Source organism: Paraburkholderia aspalathi, from assembly GCF_900116445.1.
In the GTDB taxonomy this organism is placed as follows: domain Bacteria; phylum Pseudomonadota; class Gammaproteobacteria; order Burkholderiales; family Burkholderiaceae; genus Paraburkholderia; species Paraburkholderia aspalathi.
Genome location: NZ_FPBH01000022.1, coordinates 25,107 through 43,173 on the forward strand (window position 1 = coordinate 25,107; position 18,067 = coordinate 43,173).

General features: G+C 61.3%; 17 protein-coding genes and 1 pseudogene. 9 read left to right on the forward strand and 9 right to left on the reverse strand.

The genetic code is table 11. The annotated features are described in order from the left end of the window. Positions 1 to 178 precede the first annotated feature (178 nt). A complete protein-coding gene (locus BM438_RS28470; protein WP_093641208.1) occupies positions 179 to 877 on the forward strand; it encodes a winged helix-turn-helix domain-containing protein in 699 nt (232 codons plus the stop codon). A gap of 107 nt (positions 878 to 984) precedes the next feature. Here BM438_RS28470 and BM438_RS28475 read toward each other — a convergent pair whose 3' ends face one another. Next, on the reverse strand, positions 985 to 1,338 hold the full coding sequence (locus BM438_RS28475) for a hypothetical protein (RefSeq protein ID WP_143131763.1): 354 nt from the start codon (positions 1,336 to 1,338) through the stop codon (positions 985 to 987). A gap of 108 nt (positions 1,339 to 1,446) precedes the next feature. Then, on the reverse strand, positions 1,447 to 1,809 hold the full coding sequence (locus tag BM438_RS46340) for a DUF2866 domain-containing protein (protein ID WP_234486647.1): 363 nt from the start codon (positions 1,807 to 1,809) through the stop codon (positions 1,447 to 1,449). Positions 1,810 to 2,063: 254 nt separating this feature from the next. On the opposite strand from BM438_RS46340, the gene BM438_RS28485 reads away from it, so the two are divergent. Continuing rightward, a complete protein-coding gene (locus BM438_RS28485; protein ID WP_093641213.1) occupies positions 2,064 to 3,728 on the forward strand; it encodes an ATP-binding protein in 1,665 nt (554 codons plus the stop codon). Next, positions 3,725 to 4,432, forward strand: coding sequence for a response regulator (locus BM438_RS28490; protein WP_093641216.1), 708 nt, complete (start codon positions 3,725 to 3,727; stop codon positions 4,430 to 4,432). The genes BM438_RS28485 and BM438_RS28490 overlap by 4 nt, the downstream gene beginning before the upstream one ends. A gap of 18 nt (positions 4,433 to 4,450) precedes the next feature. Here BM438_RS28490 and BM438_RS28495 read toward each other — a convergent pair whose 3' ends face one another. After that, positions 4,451 to 5,392, reverse strand: coding sequence for a LysR substrate-binding domain-containing protein (locus BM438_RS28495; RefSeq protein ID WP_093641219.1), 942 nt, complete (start codon positions 5,390 to 5,392; stop codon positions 4,451 to 4,453). Positions 5,393 to 5,527: 135 nt separating this feature from the next. Here BM438_RS28495 and BM438_RS28500 point away from each other — a divergent pair, with 135 nt between their 5' ends. The 6 genes and pseudogenes from BM438_RS28500 to BM438_RS28525 all read left to right on the forward strand — a co-directional run bounded on the left by BM438_RS28500 (position 5,528) and on the right by BM438_RS28525 (position 10,388). Next, a complete protein-coding gene (locus BM438_RS28500; RefSeq protein ID WP_093641222.1) occupies positions 5,528 to 6,610 on the forward strand; it encodes a tartrate dehydrogenase in 1,083 nt (360 codons plus the stop codon). A gap of 37 nt (positions 6,611 to 6,647) precedes the next feature. Continuing rightward, positions 6,648 to 7,643 (forward strand): M14 family metallopeptidase, encoded by a 996-nt coding sequence (locus BM438_RS28505; protein WP_093641224.1) that lies wholly within the window; start codon positions 6,648 to 6,650, stop codon positions 7,641 to 7,643. Between the two features lie 34 nt (positions 7,644 to 7,677). Next, positions 7,678 to 8,022 carry a cupin domain-containing protein gene (locus BM438_RS28510; RefSeq protein WP_093641227.1) on the forward strand — a complete coding sequence of 115 codons (345 nt, stop codon included), beginning with the start codon at positions 7,678 to 7,680 and terminating at the stop codon, positions 8,020 to 8,022. A gap of 276 nt (positions 8,023 to 8,298) precedes the next feature. Beyond that, positions 8,299 to 8,469, forward strand: a pseudogene (locus tag BM438_RS28515) (porin); the annotation flags it as partial. A 94-nt stretch (positions 8,470 to 8,563) separates the two neighbouring features. Further along, positions 8,564 to 9,922: an MFS transporter gene (locus BM438_RS28520; RefSeq protein WP_093641230.1), complete on the forward strand. Its 1,359-nt coding sequence runs from the start codon at positions 8,564 to 8,566 to the stop codon at positions 9,920 to 9,922. Positions 9,923 to 10,058: 136 nt separating this feature from the next. Then, the gene (locus BM438_RS28525) at positions 10,059 to 10,388 is read left to right on the forward strand and encodes a hypothetical protein (RefSeq protein ID WP_093641233.1); all 330 of its coding nucleotides are present in this window, start codon (positions 10,059 to 10,061) and stop codon (positions 10,386 to 10,388) included. A 34-nt stretch (positions 10,389 to 10,422) separates the two neighbouring features. Here the strand turns inward: BM438_RS28525 and BM438_RS28530 are convergent, their stop codons facing one another. From BM438_RS28530 to BM438_RS28555, 6 genes are all read right to left on the reverse strand, one after another. Next, positions 10,423 to 11,583, reverse strand: coding sequence for a glycoside hydrolase family 53 protein (locus BM438_RS28530; RefSeq protein WP_093641236.1), 1,161 nt, complete (start codon positions 11,581 to 11,583; stop codon positions 10,423 to 10,425). 124 nt (positions 11,584 to 11,707) lie between these two features. After that, positions 11,708 to 13,672 (reverse strand): beta-galactosidase, encoded by a 1,965-nt coding sequence (locus BM438_RS28535; protein ID WP_093641239.1) that lies wholly within the window; start codon positions 13,670 to 13,672, stop codon positions 11,708 to 11,710. Between the two features lie 37 nt (positions 13,673 to 13,709). Beyond that, positions 13,710 to 14,561, reverse strand: coding sequence for a carbohydrate ABC transporter permease (locus BM438_RS28540; RefSeq protein WP_054039330.1), 852 nt, complete (start codon positions 14,559 to 14,561; stop codon positions 13,710 to 13,712). 19 nt (positions 14,562 to 14,580) lie between these two features. Next, positions 14,581 to 15,486: a carbohydrate ABC transporter permease gene (locus tag BM438_RS28545; RefSeq protein WP_093641242.1), complete on the reverse strand. Its 906-nt coding sequence runs from the start codon at positions 15,484 to 15,486 to the stop codon at positions 14,581 to 14,583. A gap of 76 nt (positions 15,487 to 15,562) precedes the next feature. Further along, on the reverse strand, positions 15,563 to 16,816 hold the full coding sequence (locus tag BM438_RS28550) for an ABC transporter substrate-binding protein (protein ID WP_093641246.1): 1,254 nt from the start codon (positions 16,814 to 16,816) through the stop codon (positions 15,563 to 15,565). A gap of 86 nt (positions 16,817 to 16,902) precedes the next feature. Then, entirely contained in the window at positions 16,903 to 18,042 is a 1,140-nt protein-coding gene (locus tag BM438_RS28555; RefSeq protein WP_093641249.1) for an ABC transporter ATP-binding protein, read from the reverse strand. Positions 18,043 to 18,067 lie beyond the last annotated feature (25 nt).

An 18,067-nucleotide genomic window follows, 5' to 3' on the forward strand; every position in this document is an offset into this window, starting at 1 on the left:
TTTCACCATCGTTGCTCCAACGTTGCTATCTATCATTCGCTCATCATCAGCGCGACCGTGTCCGGTCCGCTTTCTGAGTTCGATAGGTCGCTCCAAAGCAGCAGATGGTTGAATTGGCTGAACGTGAACATCGCACGGGCTGCAACCGTCGATTCCGGTTGGGAGGTAACGCAGATTTATGACGATCAGCCTTCTTGTAGTCGAACCCGATCAAACCATTCGGGATCAGTTGCGCTTTCATCTTCACAAGAACCAGATCGCACTCTCGGTGCTGTATAGCGCGGCTCAGCTTGTCAGCCGGGTGGAACTGGAGTGTCCGTCAGCGATTCTATTGCGCGCCGAGTCGCCGATGAGCGAGGCGCGCGAGGCGCTCCGGCAACTGCGGCTAGCCGGCTACGACATGCCCATCTTCGTGCAAAGCACCTCTGATGAGATCGTCGACAAAATCGTCGCCTTCGAATTGGGTGCGGACGACTATATCGTCGACCCGATCGATCCATACGAATTGACCGCCAGAATCAAACGCGCCGTGCAACGCTGCAATCGATCGCTTTGCGACGCGCCGGAAATTCGTGAGAAGGTGTTGTTCGGCGACTACCAGATCGACTTCGCTACGCGGCGCCTGCTCAAGGACGGCTGCGAAATCTCGCTGCGCTCCGGCCAGTTTGCGTTGCTCAAGCTTTTCGCAAGCAATCCGATGCGAATCCTGACGCGTTCGATGGTCAACAGCCAGCTAGGAAGAGCGGAGAGCCAGAAGGCCAGTCTGGATGTTGCGGTCTGCCGCTTGCGCGGCGTGATTGAGACAGACCCGGGCAATCCCAGGTTCATTCAGACCTTGCGCGGACGAGGCTATATGTTCGTACCGTCGCTTGAATAGATCGAATGGTTCGAATGATTCGAATGGTGCGGATACCAAGCCTTACTTGAGGCAGGCGAAAGCGAACGGCATAGCACGACACGTTGCGTGCTTGCCGCCATACTGCGTTATTTCTGGCCTTCTTCTAACGCGAGCTGCATGATAGGCCCCGTCATCGCGGCATCGATCACGTCGATGATGTCGGCATAGCCCACATAGTCGGAATACAGGTCACTGGTCGCTGCCAGCAGGCCACCGAATCCGTAATGGAAGTCTGCCGGAACGATTGGCCTGAACCCTGAGGCATAGTGTGGCCGTGGCGCGCAGCTATTCAGCTCATCAACAACGCCGGCAGAAACACTGTGATTCCCAAGTGCGAGAGCATTAATACTCTCCTGGCGCAAACCATGGCGAATCGGAGCGCAGCAAATCGATACCACGACCAGGACGACAATAATGATGCGCATAATGGACGTGTTCAAAGTTGATCTTGAAAGTCAGACAGCCGTAGGATAACGAAGTTTTTTTGGCTCAATTACAATCCCTTTCTACCGGCCTGAATTACACGCAGCAACGAGGTTATGCAGCACTCAACCGCGCCGCAGACGCCCGCGTCCCGCAGGTGCAGAAGGGTCGTCCGCCAGCGTGTGGCGTTGACCGTTGCGATGCATCCGCACGCGTTCCCGAATCTCGGCCACGGTCGCGGCGCCTGGCACGGCAACGCAAGAGTATTCACCGTTGCGGTTGATCCATTCGACAATCCGGCAGCACTCGCCCCACGGCTGCATGAGCGGTGCGGACACGCGGCAGCCACGTATCTTCATGACGTCGGTGGCGAGTGGTGCGTTAGCGCCGTTTTCAGCGGTGCCGCGCGTAGCGGCAGCTGTTGCTGTCTTTCGGCCGGGCCGGAAACCGCGCGACTCGGCACGGTTCACAGGTGAGGAGACTTGCATGAGATTGCTCCACTGACGGATCTGATCACCGGACATGGCCTCTTTGAGACCACGGTAAAAGTGCCATACCATCATATCCAGACAACACGCAGAGACAACGAAGAAAGGATGGAGAAGTTGTGGAGATTCGTCGGCAAGTGTGGATTGACGTAGCATTCATCTAGAATTCAGCCATGCAAAGTGAAACTATCCGAATTCGTCCAAGCCGCCCTTTAGGGACCTTTCTCTCGCGCGCGCGGCAGCAGCGAACGAAGATGCGCTTTGGCATTACGTGGAAAATGTTTCTCGCCGTTTTAATCGCCTGTCTGGCGATTTCCCTGACGATGGGCTACGCCTTGCGCGTGAGCTTCGAAAACGGCTTCCTGCACTATGTTCGGGAACGCAACGCCGGGCGCATCAAAGCCGTCATGGCGAAGGTGACGAGCGAATACTCCGCTCACGGCAACTGGAATTTCCTGCGGGAGCATCCCGAGGCATGGCTCGCGCTGCTGGACGGCGCCGCGCACGACGCCTTGCGCGAAGAGCTCGCCACAGCGCAGACGGGCAAGCTGCCGGGCTGGCGAACCTTTCCCGGGAGCGGCAGCGTACAGCAACTGCTTGGGCCGCTCTCCGGCCCGTCCGAAGGGCCGCACTGGGGCATGCGCCTGCCACCGGCGCCACCGTCCGGTCCCGACATCGCGATGGAGCGCGACCGTGTGTCGGCAAGCGGTGTAGTGGGCGGCGACAGTCGCTATGACCGGCCGCCCCCTTCAGTCGCTTTGGCGTCGTCTCCCGTCTCGCCCCCGTCGCATGACAGTGTGACCCGTGACACGCCGCCCGAGGGGCCGCCCGTCACACTGTACGACGCCCGCCATGAACTCGTGGCGAGCACCGGCCAGCCGCCCCCGCCCGGCAGCACGATGCGCCCCGTCGTCTACGCCGGCAAGGTGGTCGGCTGGCTTGCCGTGAACGGGCCCGACACCCTTTCGGACGCGGCCGACATCGCCTTTCAGGCGCAGCAGAAGCGCGCGACCTGGGAGATTGCGGGCGTGGCGATCGTGCTCGCGGCGCTAGTCGCTCTGGTCCTCGCGCGTATCGTGCTCGCACCGGTAAAGCGCTTGATGAATGCGACCCACCGCCTGGCCGGCGGGGACTACACGGCCCGGGTGCCGGCCGGCAGACGCGACGAGCTTGGCCGGCTGGCGGGCGACTTCAACGTATTAGCCGATTCGCTGCAAAAAACCGAGCGCTCCCGGCGCGATTTCATCGCGGATATTTCACACGAGCTGCGCACGCCGCTCGCCGTGCTCCGCGGCGAGCTGGAAGCCATCGAAGACGGCGTGCATGTGTTCAACCGCGATTCGCTCACTTCGCTGCAAACCGAAGTGAACATGCTCAACAAGCTCATCGAAGATCTGTACGAGCTGTCGCTGAGCGATGTCGGCGCACTCAGCTATCGCAAGACGCCGACCCATGTCGGGCAACTGGCGCGCGCGTCGATCGAGGCCATGCGGGAGTCGTTCAAGGCGAAACGAATCGAGCTCGACCTGACCTGCATGCCGGACATTGCGGACACGACCTTCGCGGTCGATCCCGCGCGTTTCGTACAGCTGCTGAAAAACCTGTTGCAGAATTCGTTGCGTTATACCGATCCGGACGGCCAGGTGCGCGTGTCGCTTTCGCAAAGCGCCGGCGGTTGGCAACTCGACGTGCAGGACTCCCTGCCCGGTGTGCCCGAAACCGCACTCGCCCATCTGTTCGACCGTTTCTATCGCGTGGACGAATCACGCAGCCGTCAGAACGGCGGTGCGGGCTTGGGCCTCTCGCTGTGCCACGCTATCGTGACGGCGCATGGCGGCACGATCGGCGCCAAGGCCTCGCCTATGGGCGGCGTCTGGATCACTGCCCGCTTTCCATCGGAAGGAGACGTGACAACATGACCGAAGGGCGCCCTTCGCACATCCTGATCGTCGAGGATGAACCCAAGCTCGCCGCCGTGCTGGAAGCCTATTTGCAGCTTGAGGGCTTCGTCACCACGATCCTCAACGATGGTCATCAAGTGATGCCCTTCATTCGCTCAACGCCACCGGCGCTGATGCTGCTCGACCTCATGCTGCCCGGCCGCAGCGGCATGGATATCTGCCGCGAGCTACGGCAATTTTCGGCGTTGCCCGTGATTATCCTGACTGCGCGCATCGACGAAATCGATCGTCTGCTGGGTCTTGAGATCGGTGCCGACGACTACGTCTGCAAACCGTTCAGTCCGCGCGAAGTGGTGGCGCGCGTCAAGGCGATCCTGCGCCGTGCAACGCCCGCCGCGGCGGCTGCGGACGGCTTGCCACAGGGGCAACCGGGTTCACAGGGTCTCCAGGTCGACGAGCAGTTTCATCACGCCTTACTCGACGGTAAGGAACTCAAGCTCACCCCGCTTGAATTGCGGCTCCTCGCGCTGCTGATGAAATCGCCGGGGCGCATTTTTTCCCGCGACTACCTGCTGAGTCATCTCTACGACGATCACCGGGTGGTCACCGACCGCACCATCGACAGCCATATCAAGAACTTGCGCCGCAAGCTGCAAGGCGCGCGGCCGGATAGCGAGCCTATCGCGTCCGTGTACGGCGTGGGTTACCGGCTGGAAATCTGACGCTGGCCGTTTTCGAATTCAGCTCGCCTTTTCCGCTGCCGTGGTATCAGGCGGCGGACTCCATTGCGCGAACTCCTCGCTCAGAAAGTCGACGCATACCCGCACCTTCGCCGACTGAGCGAGCCGCGCCGGATACACCGCCCACAGGTTCGCAGGTTGCGTGACGTCCGGTAACACCTGCTGCAACTGGCCGCTGTCGAGCAAGGGTCGCACATCCCACATCGAGCGCAGCACGATTCCGCGTCCGGCCAGCGCCCATTGCACGGCCACCTCACCGTGATTGGTCGACAGCGGTCCGGTGACCTTGATCGATGCCGCCTCGCCGCGCACCGTCAAACGCCACAGACCGAATGGGTGGTCGCGCTCCTTGATCGCAAGACACGCGTGCGTCGACAGGTCCGCGAGTTGACGCGGCGCGCCGTGCCGCGCGAGGTATTCCGGCGACGCGCACAATACCCGATGATTCGACGCAAGCCGTTTGGCGATCAGATGCGGCGCGATTTCGTCGCCGATACGGATATCGAGGTCGAAGCCTTCGCCGCCCACGTCGACGAGGCGGTCGAACAGATCGAGCCGCACGCTCAGTTGCGGATACCGGTCGGAGAACCGGGCCAGCGCGGGAGCGACGAAACGGCGGCCAAAGCCGAAGCTGCTCGAGATGCGCAACTTGCCGCCGGGGATGCGGCGCGTGGTCGAGACGTCTTCCACCAGTTGGTCGACGTCGTCGAGAATCTTTTCGGCCCAGGTGTAGACCCGTTCACCAGCCTCCGTAATCGCGACGCGCCGCGTGGAACGGTGCAATAAACGCGTACCGAGCGTAGTCTCGAGCACATTGATGCGTTTGCTGACGTACGCCGCGGACACCGACAACGCCTCCGCCGCCGCGCTGAAACTCGATTTGCGCGCCACTTCGCAAAACACGCGCAAATCGCCTAGATCGGGTGATGGGACGGCGTTCATAGGTCGCTCGGTGGCAGATTGTTTGTACACGATTCGTGCACAGTGGCTTAACTAAAGCGACTATTTTAAGCTCAAACAGCAGGAATAAAATAAGCGCTATCGAACCATCGAAATTCCCAACGGAGGAGCAGGAACATGTCGAAGACCTATCGGATTGCGGTCATACCCGGCGACGGCATCGGCGTCGAAGTGATGCCGGAAGCCATTCGCGTGCTGGAGACGGTGAAAAAGCGCTTCGGCATCGAACTGGAGTATCAGCACATCGAATGGGCGAGCTGTGAGTACTACGCCAAGCACGGCAAGATGATGCCGGACGACTGGAAAACCCAACTGCAATCCGCCGACGCGATTCTGTTCGGCGCGGTCGGCTGGCCCGACACGGTGCCCGACCATATCTCGCTGTGGGGGTCGCTGCTGAAGTTCCGGCGCGAATTCGACCAGTACATCAACCTGCGCCCTGCCCGGCTCTTCGCCGGTGTGCCTTCGCCGCTGGCGGGCCGCAAGGCTGGCGACATCGATTTCTGGATCGTGCGTGAGAACACCGAGGGCGAATATTCGTCGGTGGGTGGCGTGATGTTCGAAGGTACCGAGCGTGAGTTCGTGCTGCAGGAATCCGTGTTCACACGGCACGGCAGCGAACGTGTGCTGAAGTTCGCGTTCGACCTCGCGCAACGGCGCGAACGCAAGAAGATCACCGTAGCGACGAAGAGCAACGGCATCGCGATCAGCATGCCGTGGTGGGACAAATGCGCGGCCGGCGTCGCGGCGCAGTACCCGGACGTGGCGTGGGACAAGCAGCACATCGACATTCTCTGCGCGCGCTTCGTGCTGAACCCGGATCGCTTCGACGTGGTGGTCGCCACTAATCTGTTCGGCGACATCCTCTCCGATCTCGGTCCTGCCTGCACGGGCACGATCGGCCTTGCACCGTCGGGCAATCTGAACCCGGATCGCAAGTTTCCGTCGCTGTTCGAACCGGTGCACGGTTCGGCGCCTGACATCGCCGGCAAGAACATCGCCAATCCGATTGCGATGATCTGGTCCGCCGCGATGATGCTCGACTTCCTCGGCAATCACGAAGGCAAGGAACGCGAGGCGCATGACGCGATTCTCGCGGCGATCGAAGCAACGCTGGTCGAAGGCCCGCATACGGGCGACCTCGGCGGCAAGGCGAACACCACCGAAGTCGGCCAGGCAATCGCGGCTAAACTCGCCTGAGCCTGTCGATCCCTACCTTCTGCGAGGACACGTTCGAATGAGCATGGAAACCTATCCCATCGAAGTCGAATTCCCGGATATCTCGGTTCACGAGCAATCGTCGTCCGGCGTCGCCTACGTTCATACGTTCGATTCCGGCGTGCCGGGACCGCACGTGATGATCAACGCGCTTACGCACGGCAATGAAGTGTGCGGGGCGATCGTCGTCGACGAACTGCTGCGGCGCGCGTTGAGGCCGCGTCGTGGGCGCCTCACGCTAGCCTTTGCGAACGTCGCTGCATATCGGCGCTTCGACCCGGCCAAGCCCGACGCCGCCCGCTTCGTCGATCAGGACTTCAACCGCGTGTGGACCGCCGCAGTGCTCGACGATACGTCGCGCACGTCAAGCGAATTGACCCGTGCACGCGAGATGCGCCCGGTGATCGACACGGTCGACGCACTCCTCGATCTGCATTCGATGCATGAGAAATGCAAGCCGCTGATCGTGGCGGGACCGCTGCAGAAAGGCATCGACCTTGCGGTGCGTCTCGGCACGCCCGCTACGGTGATCTGCGACGAGGGCCATCCCGAAGGCCGCCGCATGCGCGATTATGAAGGCTTCGGCACGACGGATAGCGCAAAGCATGCGTTGCTGATCGAATGCGGACAACACTGGGAACGAAGCGCGGTCGCCGTGGCCCGCGATACGACCGCGCGCTTCCTGCTGCTGGCAGGTGTGATCGATGAAGCCGATCTGCCGGACGGCTGGCTGGCGCCGCTGCCGCCCACCCAGCACATCGTCCGCGTCACGCAGCCGGTGGTCGCGACCAGCATGGATTTTCGTTTCGCTGCGCCCTACACCGGCCTGGAGATCTTTCCGGATGCCGGCACGGTCATCGGCTGGTCGAACGGCGAAGCAGTGGTCACGCCTTACGACAACTGCATGCTCGTGATGCCGTCGCTGCGGCAGTTGCGGCCTGGGGTCACCGTCGTGCGGCTGGGCAAGATCGAACAAACCGTGACGAACGCCGACGCAAACACAAGCGGCCGATGAATCGGCTCATGCACATTCAAAAGGTAACGTGAAAATGAAGGTTCAAAGCATCAAGCAAAGCGTGAATCTGCAGAATCTCGAGGACTGGGGCAAGGCGGGGCTGCCGGGCACGACGCCGATTCAGGTGTCCGGCGTGCAGCGCGTGATCAAGGGCAGCGAAGCCATCGACACCGGTATTTTCGAATGCACGGCGGGCACATACCGCCGCTCGGTCAAGCAGGCTGAGGTGATGCACTTCATCGCGGGACGCGGCCGCTTCACGCCCGATAACGAAGAGACCATCCATTTCGAAAGCGGCGACACGCTCTTTTTCGAAGCCAATACCGAAGGTCTTTGGGAAGTCGAGGAAACCATGCGGAAGGTCTACGTGATCTTCTGAGCACGACCCCGGGCGCCGCCCCCGGTGCTCGCCCCCACACCTGCTACGCCCCATCCCGGCGCACCCAGCGCCGCGGCATCCCCAGCCACTCCCACTGTCCTGTCGCGCTGCCTCATTCGATGAGGCAGCGGCGCCATAGTCGGGTAATCCCGCGTTGCCCCTCGTTGTCAAACTACTTACAGTTCGGCCTGTTCTTATAGAGAATCAGCGTTCTTTATACGAACAAATCAGCCGAATTTATTGACGCCCGGATCGGCTGTATCTTCTCGCAGGTCAAGGCAGGTCAACCTGTCCGAGTACTATGCATTGTCGAAGCGCATCGATCTGTATGCACTACAGGCGTTCCAGCGCACCAACGGCAACGCGCCTGGCACGGCCGGTTCGGGCCTCATCATCACGGCCGGCGCGACCATCGGCGACGGCTTACCGAGCGCGCCACCGGCATAGGCATCGTGCACCGCGTCCAACCGGCGTACGATCGTAAAAGAAAGGAAGGCTCTTTACGGCGGGCCTTTACGTATTGTGCAGTCAGGAGACCAGCATGAGCCGCAGCAACGCTGTGAACGTTCAAACGTTTATCAACGACCACCCCTTCTCGCCGTTCCAGTGGCTCATCTTTTTCATGTGTTTCATCATCGTCCTGCTGGACGGTTTTGACACGGCCGCGATCGGCTTCATTGCACCGTCGCTGATCTCCGAATGGGGCATCACCAGGCCGGCACTCGCGCCGGTGTTAAGCGCGGCGCTGTTCGGCCTCGCGTGCGGCGCGCTCGTCTCAGGTCCGCTGTCCGACCGGCTTGGGCGACGCTCGATGCTGCTCGGCTCGGTGCTGCTGTTCGGCGTGACCTGCCTTGCTTCGGCGTTCTCGAACAGCATCGAACACCTCACGATATTGCGCTTCGTCACCGGCGTCGGCCTCGGCGCGGCCATGCCGAACGCCGTGACGATGATGGGCGAGTACTGCCCCGATCGCCGCCGCGCGACCGTGATCAATCTGATGTTCTGCGGTTTTCCGCTCGGCGCGGCCTTCGGCGGCTTTCTCGCTGCGTGGATGATTCCGCACTTCGGCTGGCGCAGCGTGCTGGTGCTCGGCGGCGTCACGCCGCTGTTGCTGCTGATCGTGCTGGTGCTGAAGATGCCGGAATCGGTCCGCTATATGGTGGCCAACAGCAAGCCAGTCGAACGGATTCGTGCAGCGCTGGCACGCATTTCGAGCGACGCCGCGCAGGCCGACGGCTTCGTCATGACCGAAACCGCGCCGCAAACCGGCGGCAAGGGCATGGGCGTGGTGCTGTCGCGCTCGTACATCGTCGGCTCGGTGATGCTGTGGATCGCCTATTTCATGGGCCTCGTGATCTTCTACGCGTCGATCAACTGGATGCCGATACTGCTGAAGGACGCCGGACTCACGCCGCAACGCGCGACGCTGATTTCCGCACTGTTCCCGCTCGGCGGCGTAGGCGCCGTACTGTGCGGCGTGCTGATGGACCGCTTCAACGCGAACCGCATCATCGCGGCCTGCTATGCGCTGACCGCGGTGAGCGTGTATTTCATCGGCCAGGCAGTTGGCAATGTCGGCGCGCTGGTGTTTATCGTGTTCGTCGCGGGTGTGCTGATGAATACCGCGCAATCGTCGATGCCGGCGCTTGCCGCCGCGCTCTACCCGACACAAGGTCGCGGCACGGGCGTGGCGTGGATGCTGGGGATCGGCCGCTTCGGCGGGATCGCCGGCTCATTCCTCGTGGCTGAATTGACGCGCCGCCACTTCACCTTTGGCGGCATCTTCGCGATGGTTGCGGTGGCGGGTCTGATTTCGTGCGTGGCGTTGCTGATCAAGCAGGCGGCACGGCCGCATGTGGCGGCAGGGACCGGCGCGAAAGCGGAGTCGTTTGGGCATTGAAAAGGCGGGCAGTGCGAGTAAAAGGCACCGTCCGTCACTTCCCGATAAACTACGCCGTTATTGATTCGTGCGGGCATGGCAATGGTCAATACCACTGCCTTTGCACCGTCGCCCATCTAACGACAGGATTCAGTCAATGAAACGCGTAGTTGTATCGGCCGTGCTCGCACTGTGCCTCGCGCAGCCGGCCGTTGAAGCCGTTGCACAAACAGTCAGCGATCAATGTTTTGCAATCGGCGATATTGCCGGCCAGGTGGCCTCGTGGCGTGCCCACAAGAAGACGAAAGCGCAGGCACTTGATCAAGCGGCCAAGTACTACAAAGGTAAATCCGACCGGCAAGCAGTCTCCGCCATCGTCGAAAAAATCTACAGTCCGAACGCCCCTCACATGACGCCCGATCAGGCCAGCATGGCGTTCACTTCGGACTGTGCCAACCAGCAGAAATCGCAGGCACCCGCGCAGTAGTGCCTGCTATCCGCACTAGCGGTTAACGCCAGAGCTAGCGCTTCCTGAACGCATCCAGCGACGTCAATGCGTTGCCGTGAAAATCGAACAACGTGTTGTTGTCCCACTGATCGCCCGCGCCGACTTTCCATCCCACGTTCGGCGTCGGGATCCATTCCGGCTCCCACCAGAACACGCCCTTGCCGTGCCCGCCGGGTATCGCTTTCACGATATCCGTCACCGCGCCGATAAATTGCGCCTGGCCGGCCGGTGTCTGGGGGAAGGTCGTGGAGCCGGTATTGGTCATCGAGTTGGGTTCCGAGTCGCCGTCGCTCGTGGTCCACGGATACGCGGTCTCGACGACCATCACGTCCTTGCCATAGCGCGTCGCCATATCGTTCGCATTGTTCTGCAAGTCGCTTAGCGCGCCTTGCCACTGCGGGTAGTAGGACAGGCCGATCACATCGAACGTGACGCCGCGTTGCACCGCGCTGTCGAACCACCAGCGGCTCGTTGCGTTGTTGCCGCCGCTGTCGAGGTGCAGCATGACCTTGATCCGTTCATCGACCGATTTGACCGCATCGTGCCCGGCCTTCAGCAGTTGCGCGAGGTTGTCCCACTGATCGTACTTGCCGAGCGGCCACAGCATGCCGCCCGTGATTTCATTGCCGACCTGAACCCACTCCGGATGCACGCCATCGCGCTTGAGCATCGTAAGGACCTTCGACGTGTACTCGGACAGCAACGCGCAGGTTTGCTCGATATCCTTGCCGGCCCAGTCGTGTGGCGGATACTGCTTGCCCGGATCGGCCCACCAGTCGCTGTAGTGGAAATCGATCAGTATGCGCATGCCGAGCGCAGCGGCGCGGCGAGCCAGAACGCGAACATGTTCGGCATTGTTGTAACCGGCGGCGGGACTCTGGTCAGCCGGAAAAAAGTTCGGATTGCCAGGATCGTTCCACACTTTGATGCGGATCGAGTCGACACCGTGACTCTTCAGAATGAAGAGACAGTCGAGCGGCATACCGTGCTCGTAAAACTTCGCGCCGTTGGCCTCGAGTTCCAGCAGCGTCGACACGTCCGCACCCTTTGCAAACCCGCGGCCATGACCGAACACGCCAAGTTCGCCGGCAACGGCGGGCACGCCGACCGTTGCGCCGACACCAGCGGCAGCCCCAGCAGATGCGAGCCATCCGAGCATTTCTCTTCTGTTCATCTGTCATCCTCCATCGATTGAATGGCGGTTCTTCTAGAGGCCGCCTGTTCCGGGTTGAAGCGCTTAAATTTCTGCCTCCAATAACGCCTTCTTCTACCTTGATAAAACGTTCAGACGCGAGGGCCTACGTGTTCCTCCACGCGCAGACGTCGCCGGTTTTCAATTCCGAATGTCCCAGCACAAACGTCGCATTGGCTGGCGCAGGCGCTTGCACTGGCTCCGGCCCGAAGTTGAACGCGAAGGTCAGATCGCCGCGCCGGCGAATGCGCAAGCCATCAGCCAGGTGCTGCGTCTCGATGCCGGCATCTTTCGCGGCCCGCTGCAACACCTCGCGATGCAACGCGTGCGACAACCAACCCGCCACATAGCGAACCCTTCCGTGGGTGAGGATCGCGGGCCACGTGTCGTCGAATTGCGCGTCGACGGTTGTCTCGCCATTGGCGCGAACGTGCTCGCGCCAATGCAGTGCAACGCCCTGCGTGTCTCCGATCGAAAGCGCTGGCGTAAGCGTCGGACGCAGCGTTTCGACTTCGAGCACCTGCATCGGCAGAACGCGTTGCAACGCGCCGGGCGGCAAGCTCGAAGGAATGGCAAAGGTCGTGGTCTTCGAACCGCTCCTCGGACCGAATACCCATTGCGCCGAACTCTGCTCGATCTGGTCGACGAGCGTGTCGTTGATCACGGCAATACTCGGCACCACCACTAACCGGTACGGCGAAAGATCGGCTTTGCTCGACACGATATCGACGTCGAGGCCGAGTTCACGCAGCGCCTCGTAGTAGTCGAACGCCAGCGTCTGGTAATCGAAGGTTTTGCCATGACGCTGAATCTCGAACATCCACTGCGTCTCGTAGTCGAACACGATCGCGGTGGCCGCGCGCGTCGGCGCACCGAGTCCGGATAGCGCCGCGGACGAGGCAATTTCATGCGCCGCCTGCTGCACTTCGAGGCCGCCAGGCGACAGTTCGTTGTTCGGTAAGTTGAGACCCGAATGCATCTGTTCCTGCGCATACGGACACTGACGCCAGCGGAAGTACGACACCAGTTCCGCACCATGCGCGAATGCTTCGTATGCCCATAGCCTGACCATGCCCTTCGCGGGCACCGGATTCCACGGCGCCCAGTTCACCGGCCCAGCCTGTTGCTCCATCACCCAGAAACGGCCGGCGCCGATCGCGCGGTAGCGATCGTGATCGAACGCCGAGACGTCCGGATGCGCGGTACGTGCGTAACGCGCCTTCTGCTCTTCTGGCAGTGCGATCGATTCCGTGCGCGCGATCGGATAGCTGTCCCACGCCGCCACGTCGAGCGCGTTGTCTTCGGCAAAGCGGTAATGATCGAAAGTCGTGAAGAAGCCCATGAAGTTATGCAGCAGATCCGCCTTGGGCGCATGCTGACGCAGCACGTCGATCTGCTCGCGATGGAAGCTCGCCACCTCATCCGACATGAAACGGCGGAAGTCGAGCAAATGGATCGGATTGGCGTCCGTGGGCGTGCGGTTCGGCAGGCCGATCGTATCGAACGACGGATACTCCATGCTCCAGAACACGTTGCCCCATGCATCGTTCAGCGCCTCGATGCGCTCGTAGCGATGCTGCAACCACGTCTGAAAGCGCGCCAGCGCCGCGCCCGAATAACTCGGCACAGTCTCGTGGCAGCCGAGTTCGTTGTCCGTCTGCCACGCAACGATAGACGGGTGCCGTCCATAGCGCTCCACCATCACGGTGACAATGCGTACGCACTCACGCCGGTAGGTTTCGCTGGAAATATCGTAGTGGCGACGCGAGCCGAAATTCCAGCGCAAACCATCCGCACGCACCGGCAACACGTCCGGGTGTGCGTCGATCAGCCACTTCGGCGGCGACGCGGTCGGTGTGCCCAGCACGAGTTTCAGGCCTGCAGCCGCGAGCGTCTCAACGGCTTCATCGAGCCAGTCCCAGGCGAATTCGCCGGCGCGCGGTTCCATCCGGCTCCACGCGAATTCGGCGATCCGCACATGCGTGATGCCGAGCTCGACCATACGTTTCGCATCGTCGGCCCACATCGAACGCGGCCATTGTTCGGGGTAGTAGCAAACACCAAGTTGCATGAGAGAGTCTCTTCGTTAAATGACGGCGAACGGGCGATCAACCCTTGCTTGCGCCGAAAGTCAGGCCGGCGACGAAATGCTTCTGCATCAGGAAGAACATCAGCACGGAGGGCAAAGCGGCGAGTACCGAGCCGGCGGCAACCAGATTCCATGCCGTGGTCCATTGGCCTTTGAGCGCGGCGACGCCCACGGTGATCGGCGCAGCCTCATCGCCTTGCGTGAGGCACAGCGCCCAGAAGTAGTCGTTCCAGACAAACGTGAAGACGAGGATGCCCAGCGCGGCGAGCGCGGGACGAATCAGCGGCAGCACGATGCGCCAGTAGATCGTCCATTCGCTCGCCCCTTCCACGCGCGCCGCCTCGATCATCTCGAACGGCAACTGCTTGATGAAGTTGCGCAGAAACAGCGTGCAAAAACCGGTCTGAAACGACACATGAAAAATCACCAGTGCCCATACGCTGTTGAAGAGGCCCACTTTCAGCGCCATGTCGCGAACCGGGATCATCAGAATCTGAATCGGCACGAAGTTGCCGGCTACAAAGGCGAACAGCACAGCGGTATTGCCCGGGAACCGGTAGGTCGCCAACGCAAAACCCGCCATTGAAGCGAGCACGATCGCGCCGATCACCGAGGGCACCGTGATTAACACACTGTTGGCGAAGTAATGGAGCATCGGCGTTTGCGTGAGTGCCGTGCCGTAGTTTTCGATTAACGCAAAATGCTTGGGCCAGCCCCAGTAGTCGCCTTGCGACAACTCGTCCGACGAGCGGATCGACGTGACGAGCACGGCCAGCATCGGCAGCAGCCATATCAGCAGCGCAAGCGGCAGCGACGCTTTGTACAACGTGCGGTTGAGCGGTTTCCAGCGTTCGACGGGAAGGGGATACATGACGCGTAACTCCTGGAAATCAGTGTTCTTCGCGCAGCATGCGGCGCAGATGGAACACGATGTAGACGAGCATGATGGCGAACAGCACGACGGCAATCGCCGCGGAATAGCCTTCGCGGTAGTACTTGATCGCCTGGTCGTACATGTAATAGGCGAGCACGGTCGAACTATCGAAGGGACCGCCGCCACTCATCACCGCGATCAGGTCGAAGCTGCGCAGCGCGCCAATCACGGTCAGGACGACTGCCATGAATGTGGCTGGCCGCAGTTGCGGAAGGATCACGTGCCATAGCAGACGCACGCCTTTTGCGCCCTCCATGCGAGCCGCCTCGACCACTTCGGGATTGATACCTGTCAGCCCGGTGAGATACAGCACCATGCAGAACGGCGTTTGCGGCCACAGCGCGGCGAAGATAATGCCGAAGGTCACCGTGTGCGGATCGCCGAGCACAGGAATGCCATGACCAACGATCAGACGCAGCAAGCCGAAACCCGGATCGTAAAACCAGCTGAACACGAGCCCGACCACCACGCCGGATAGCACGAATGGCGCAAAAAACAGCGACTTCACGACCCGCATGCCACGGATATGCTGGTTCAGATACAACGCGAACAGCAGTCCGAGCGGCGGCGCCAACAGGAATAGCGCGAGCCAGATCAGGTTGTTCTTGAGCGCCGTATAGAACGTGTCCGCATGAAACAGTTCGATGTAGTTATCGAAGCCCGCGAACGTCTTCGGCGTCATGCCGTCCCAGTTGTAAAAGCTGAGCGAAATACTGCTGATGATCGGGTAGACCACGCACAGGCAAAACAACACACAGCCCGGCAGCAGGAAGAAAAGCGCCGCGCGGTGCTGATGACGGCGCGTCGTGGAGACGTGCCGGTGCCGCGCCGCGGGTAAGCGGCGCGCTGCGGAATGAGACATGATCGGGCCTGGTCGAAAATCGAAGAAGATCGAAGGCGAGCGCCAGCGCTTGCTGCCTTGCTGGCGCTCCGGGGGCTTACTTCTTGTAGATGCGCTTGCGGGTCGCTTCGAGGCGGACCAGCACGGCGTCGAGTTGCGACGGATCGCTGTAGAACTGCTGCATCGCCTTCATGCCTTCGTCGGCCATTTCCTTCTGCATGTCGCGATCGTAGAACTGCGCAATGCCGCCCTTCGTGTTGGCAAGGGTCTGGAAACCGACCTTCGAAATCTCGTCCTCCGGTTCAGCGGATTGGCTGTTCGACGGCAACTGCCCCCAACCCTTCGCGAGATCGGCGTTGATCTGCGGCTGTTCCATGAAGGCCAGCAGTCTGCGGGCATCGGCCTTGTTCTTCGCCTTCGCCGGAACCAGCAGCACATTGACCGGGCCGTCTTCGGCCATCGGCACGTTCGCGTCGACCACTGGGAAGCGGAAGAAGCCGGTCTGCGGCCGGACCGATGCGGGGATGCTCGCCGAGAAGAACGTGCCCATCAGCATCATCGAGGCCTTGCCGCTCACGAGAAACGGTGCGATCGAATCGAGGTCGTAGGAGAGCGCGTTGTCGATGAAGTAGTGATCGTCGATCAGCGTTTTCCACGCGGTGTAGACCTTTTTAACGCGCGCATCGGTGTAGGGAATTTCGCCGGCCATCAATTGCTGGTGGAATGCGTTGCCGTTGATGCGCAGGTCAAGATAGTCGAACCAAGCAGCAAGCGTCCAGCTATCGCGCGCCGCAACGGCGATCGGTGCCACGCCGCTGGCCTTCAGCTTCTTGCAGGCGTCGAGAAATTCATCCCACGTTTTCGGTTCGCCCTTGATGCCGGCCTTCTCGAACAGATCCTTGCGATAGAAGAAGCCGTAGGCGTCGTAACCGAGCGGCGCGGCGTACTGCTTGCCCTTATACGTCGAGGCTTCCTTCACCGACGCATACTGCTGCGACCAGCCATTCTTGCTCCAGTCCGACGACAGGTCTTCGAGCAGGCCGCGTTGCGCGTAATAGGCCATGCGCTCGCCGTCGTGCCACGACACGACATCTGGCGGATCGGTGGCGAGCCAGCCGCCCATCTGCACCTTGTACGCTTCCTCGGTGATGTAGGTCACCTTGAGGTCGACGTCGGGATTGGCTTTCTTGAACTTGTCGAACGCGTCCTGCCACGTCGAGCGCTGATTACCGCGCGCCGATACGTTGACGGTCAGCGTGGCCGCGTCGGCCGCGGTGGCGCAGAGTGTGCCTGCGACCAGAGCGGCCGCAATCGACGCGTATGCCAGACGGCGAAGGCGAAGAGAAATCATCTTATGTCTCCTTGACTACCTTGTTGGCTGGCAGCGGCTCGCTGCCAGACGATTTACCCGCTCTTTGGCGGAATAGGGTTGTGCGATCAAGCGGCGACCCGCTCGGGCTCGAACGTGCTGCGCCGCAGTGCAACGCCGTCCGCATCGAACAGATGACATGCGGCAGGCGGAACGTGAATGCAGATGCGCTCGCCCGACCCGATCGGCGTATCGCCCGCGGCCTTGGCGATGAGCGTGCCGCCCGCGTGATCGGCGTGAATATAGCTGTGCTCGCCGAGCCGTTCCGATAGCACCGTGACGCATTGAATGGATTGCTCGTCGCCGGACAGACACAGATGTTCCGGGCGCACGCCGAGCGTGACAGGCTGGCCACGCTGAAGACGTTGACCGTCCACGTGAGCGACCAGCCGTTCGCCGCTTTCCGTCAGCGTGACGGCTACCTTGCCTGCTTCGATCGAATCGACCACGGCATCGATGAAATTCATGCGCGGCGAACCAATGAAGCCCGCCACGAAGCGCGACTTCGGATGGTGATACAACTCGAGCGGTGCGCCGCTCTGCGCGATGCTGCCAAAGCGCTCGGCGTCCGCTCCTGCATGCAGCAACACGATTCTGTCGGCAAGCGTCATCGCTTCGACCTGATCGTGGGTTACGTAGACCACGCTCGCATTCGCGAAGCGCTGGTGCAAGCGGGCGATTTCGACACGCGTCTGGCCGCGCAATGCGGCGTCGAGATTCGACAGTGGTTCGTCGAACAGGAACACACCGGGTTCACGGACGATCGCGCGGCCGATCGCAACACGCTGCCGCTGCCCGCCCGAAAGCGCTTTCGGATAACGGTCAAGGAAGGCGTCCAGTTGCAGAATGCGCGCGGCCTCGCGCACCTTCCGGTCGATCACGTCCTTGGGCTGCTTCGCGAGTTTCAGGCCGAACGCCATGTTGTCGAACACGGTCATGTGCGGAAACAGCGCGTAGCTCTGGAACACCATCGCCACGCCGCGCCCGGCGGCGGGCACATCGTTCATGAGGCGGCCGCCGATGTGCAGTTCGCCTTCGCTCAGGTCTTCGAGACCGGCGATCATTCTCAGCAGGGTCGACTTGCCGCAACCCGAGGGTCCGAGAAACACGCAGAACTCATGCTGAGCGATCTCGAGATTTACACGCCGGATCACCGGCGGATGGTCACCGTACGACTTCTGCACGTTCGTAAGACGAATCGTAGCCATGTTGTTGCCCTTTGGATTTAACCGC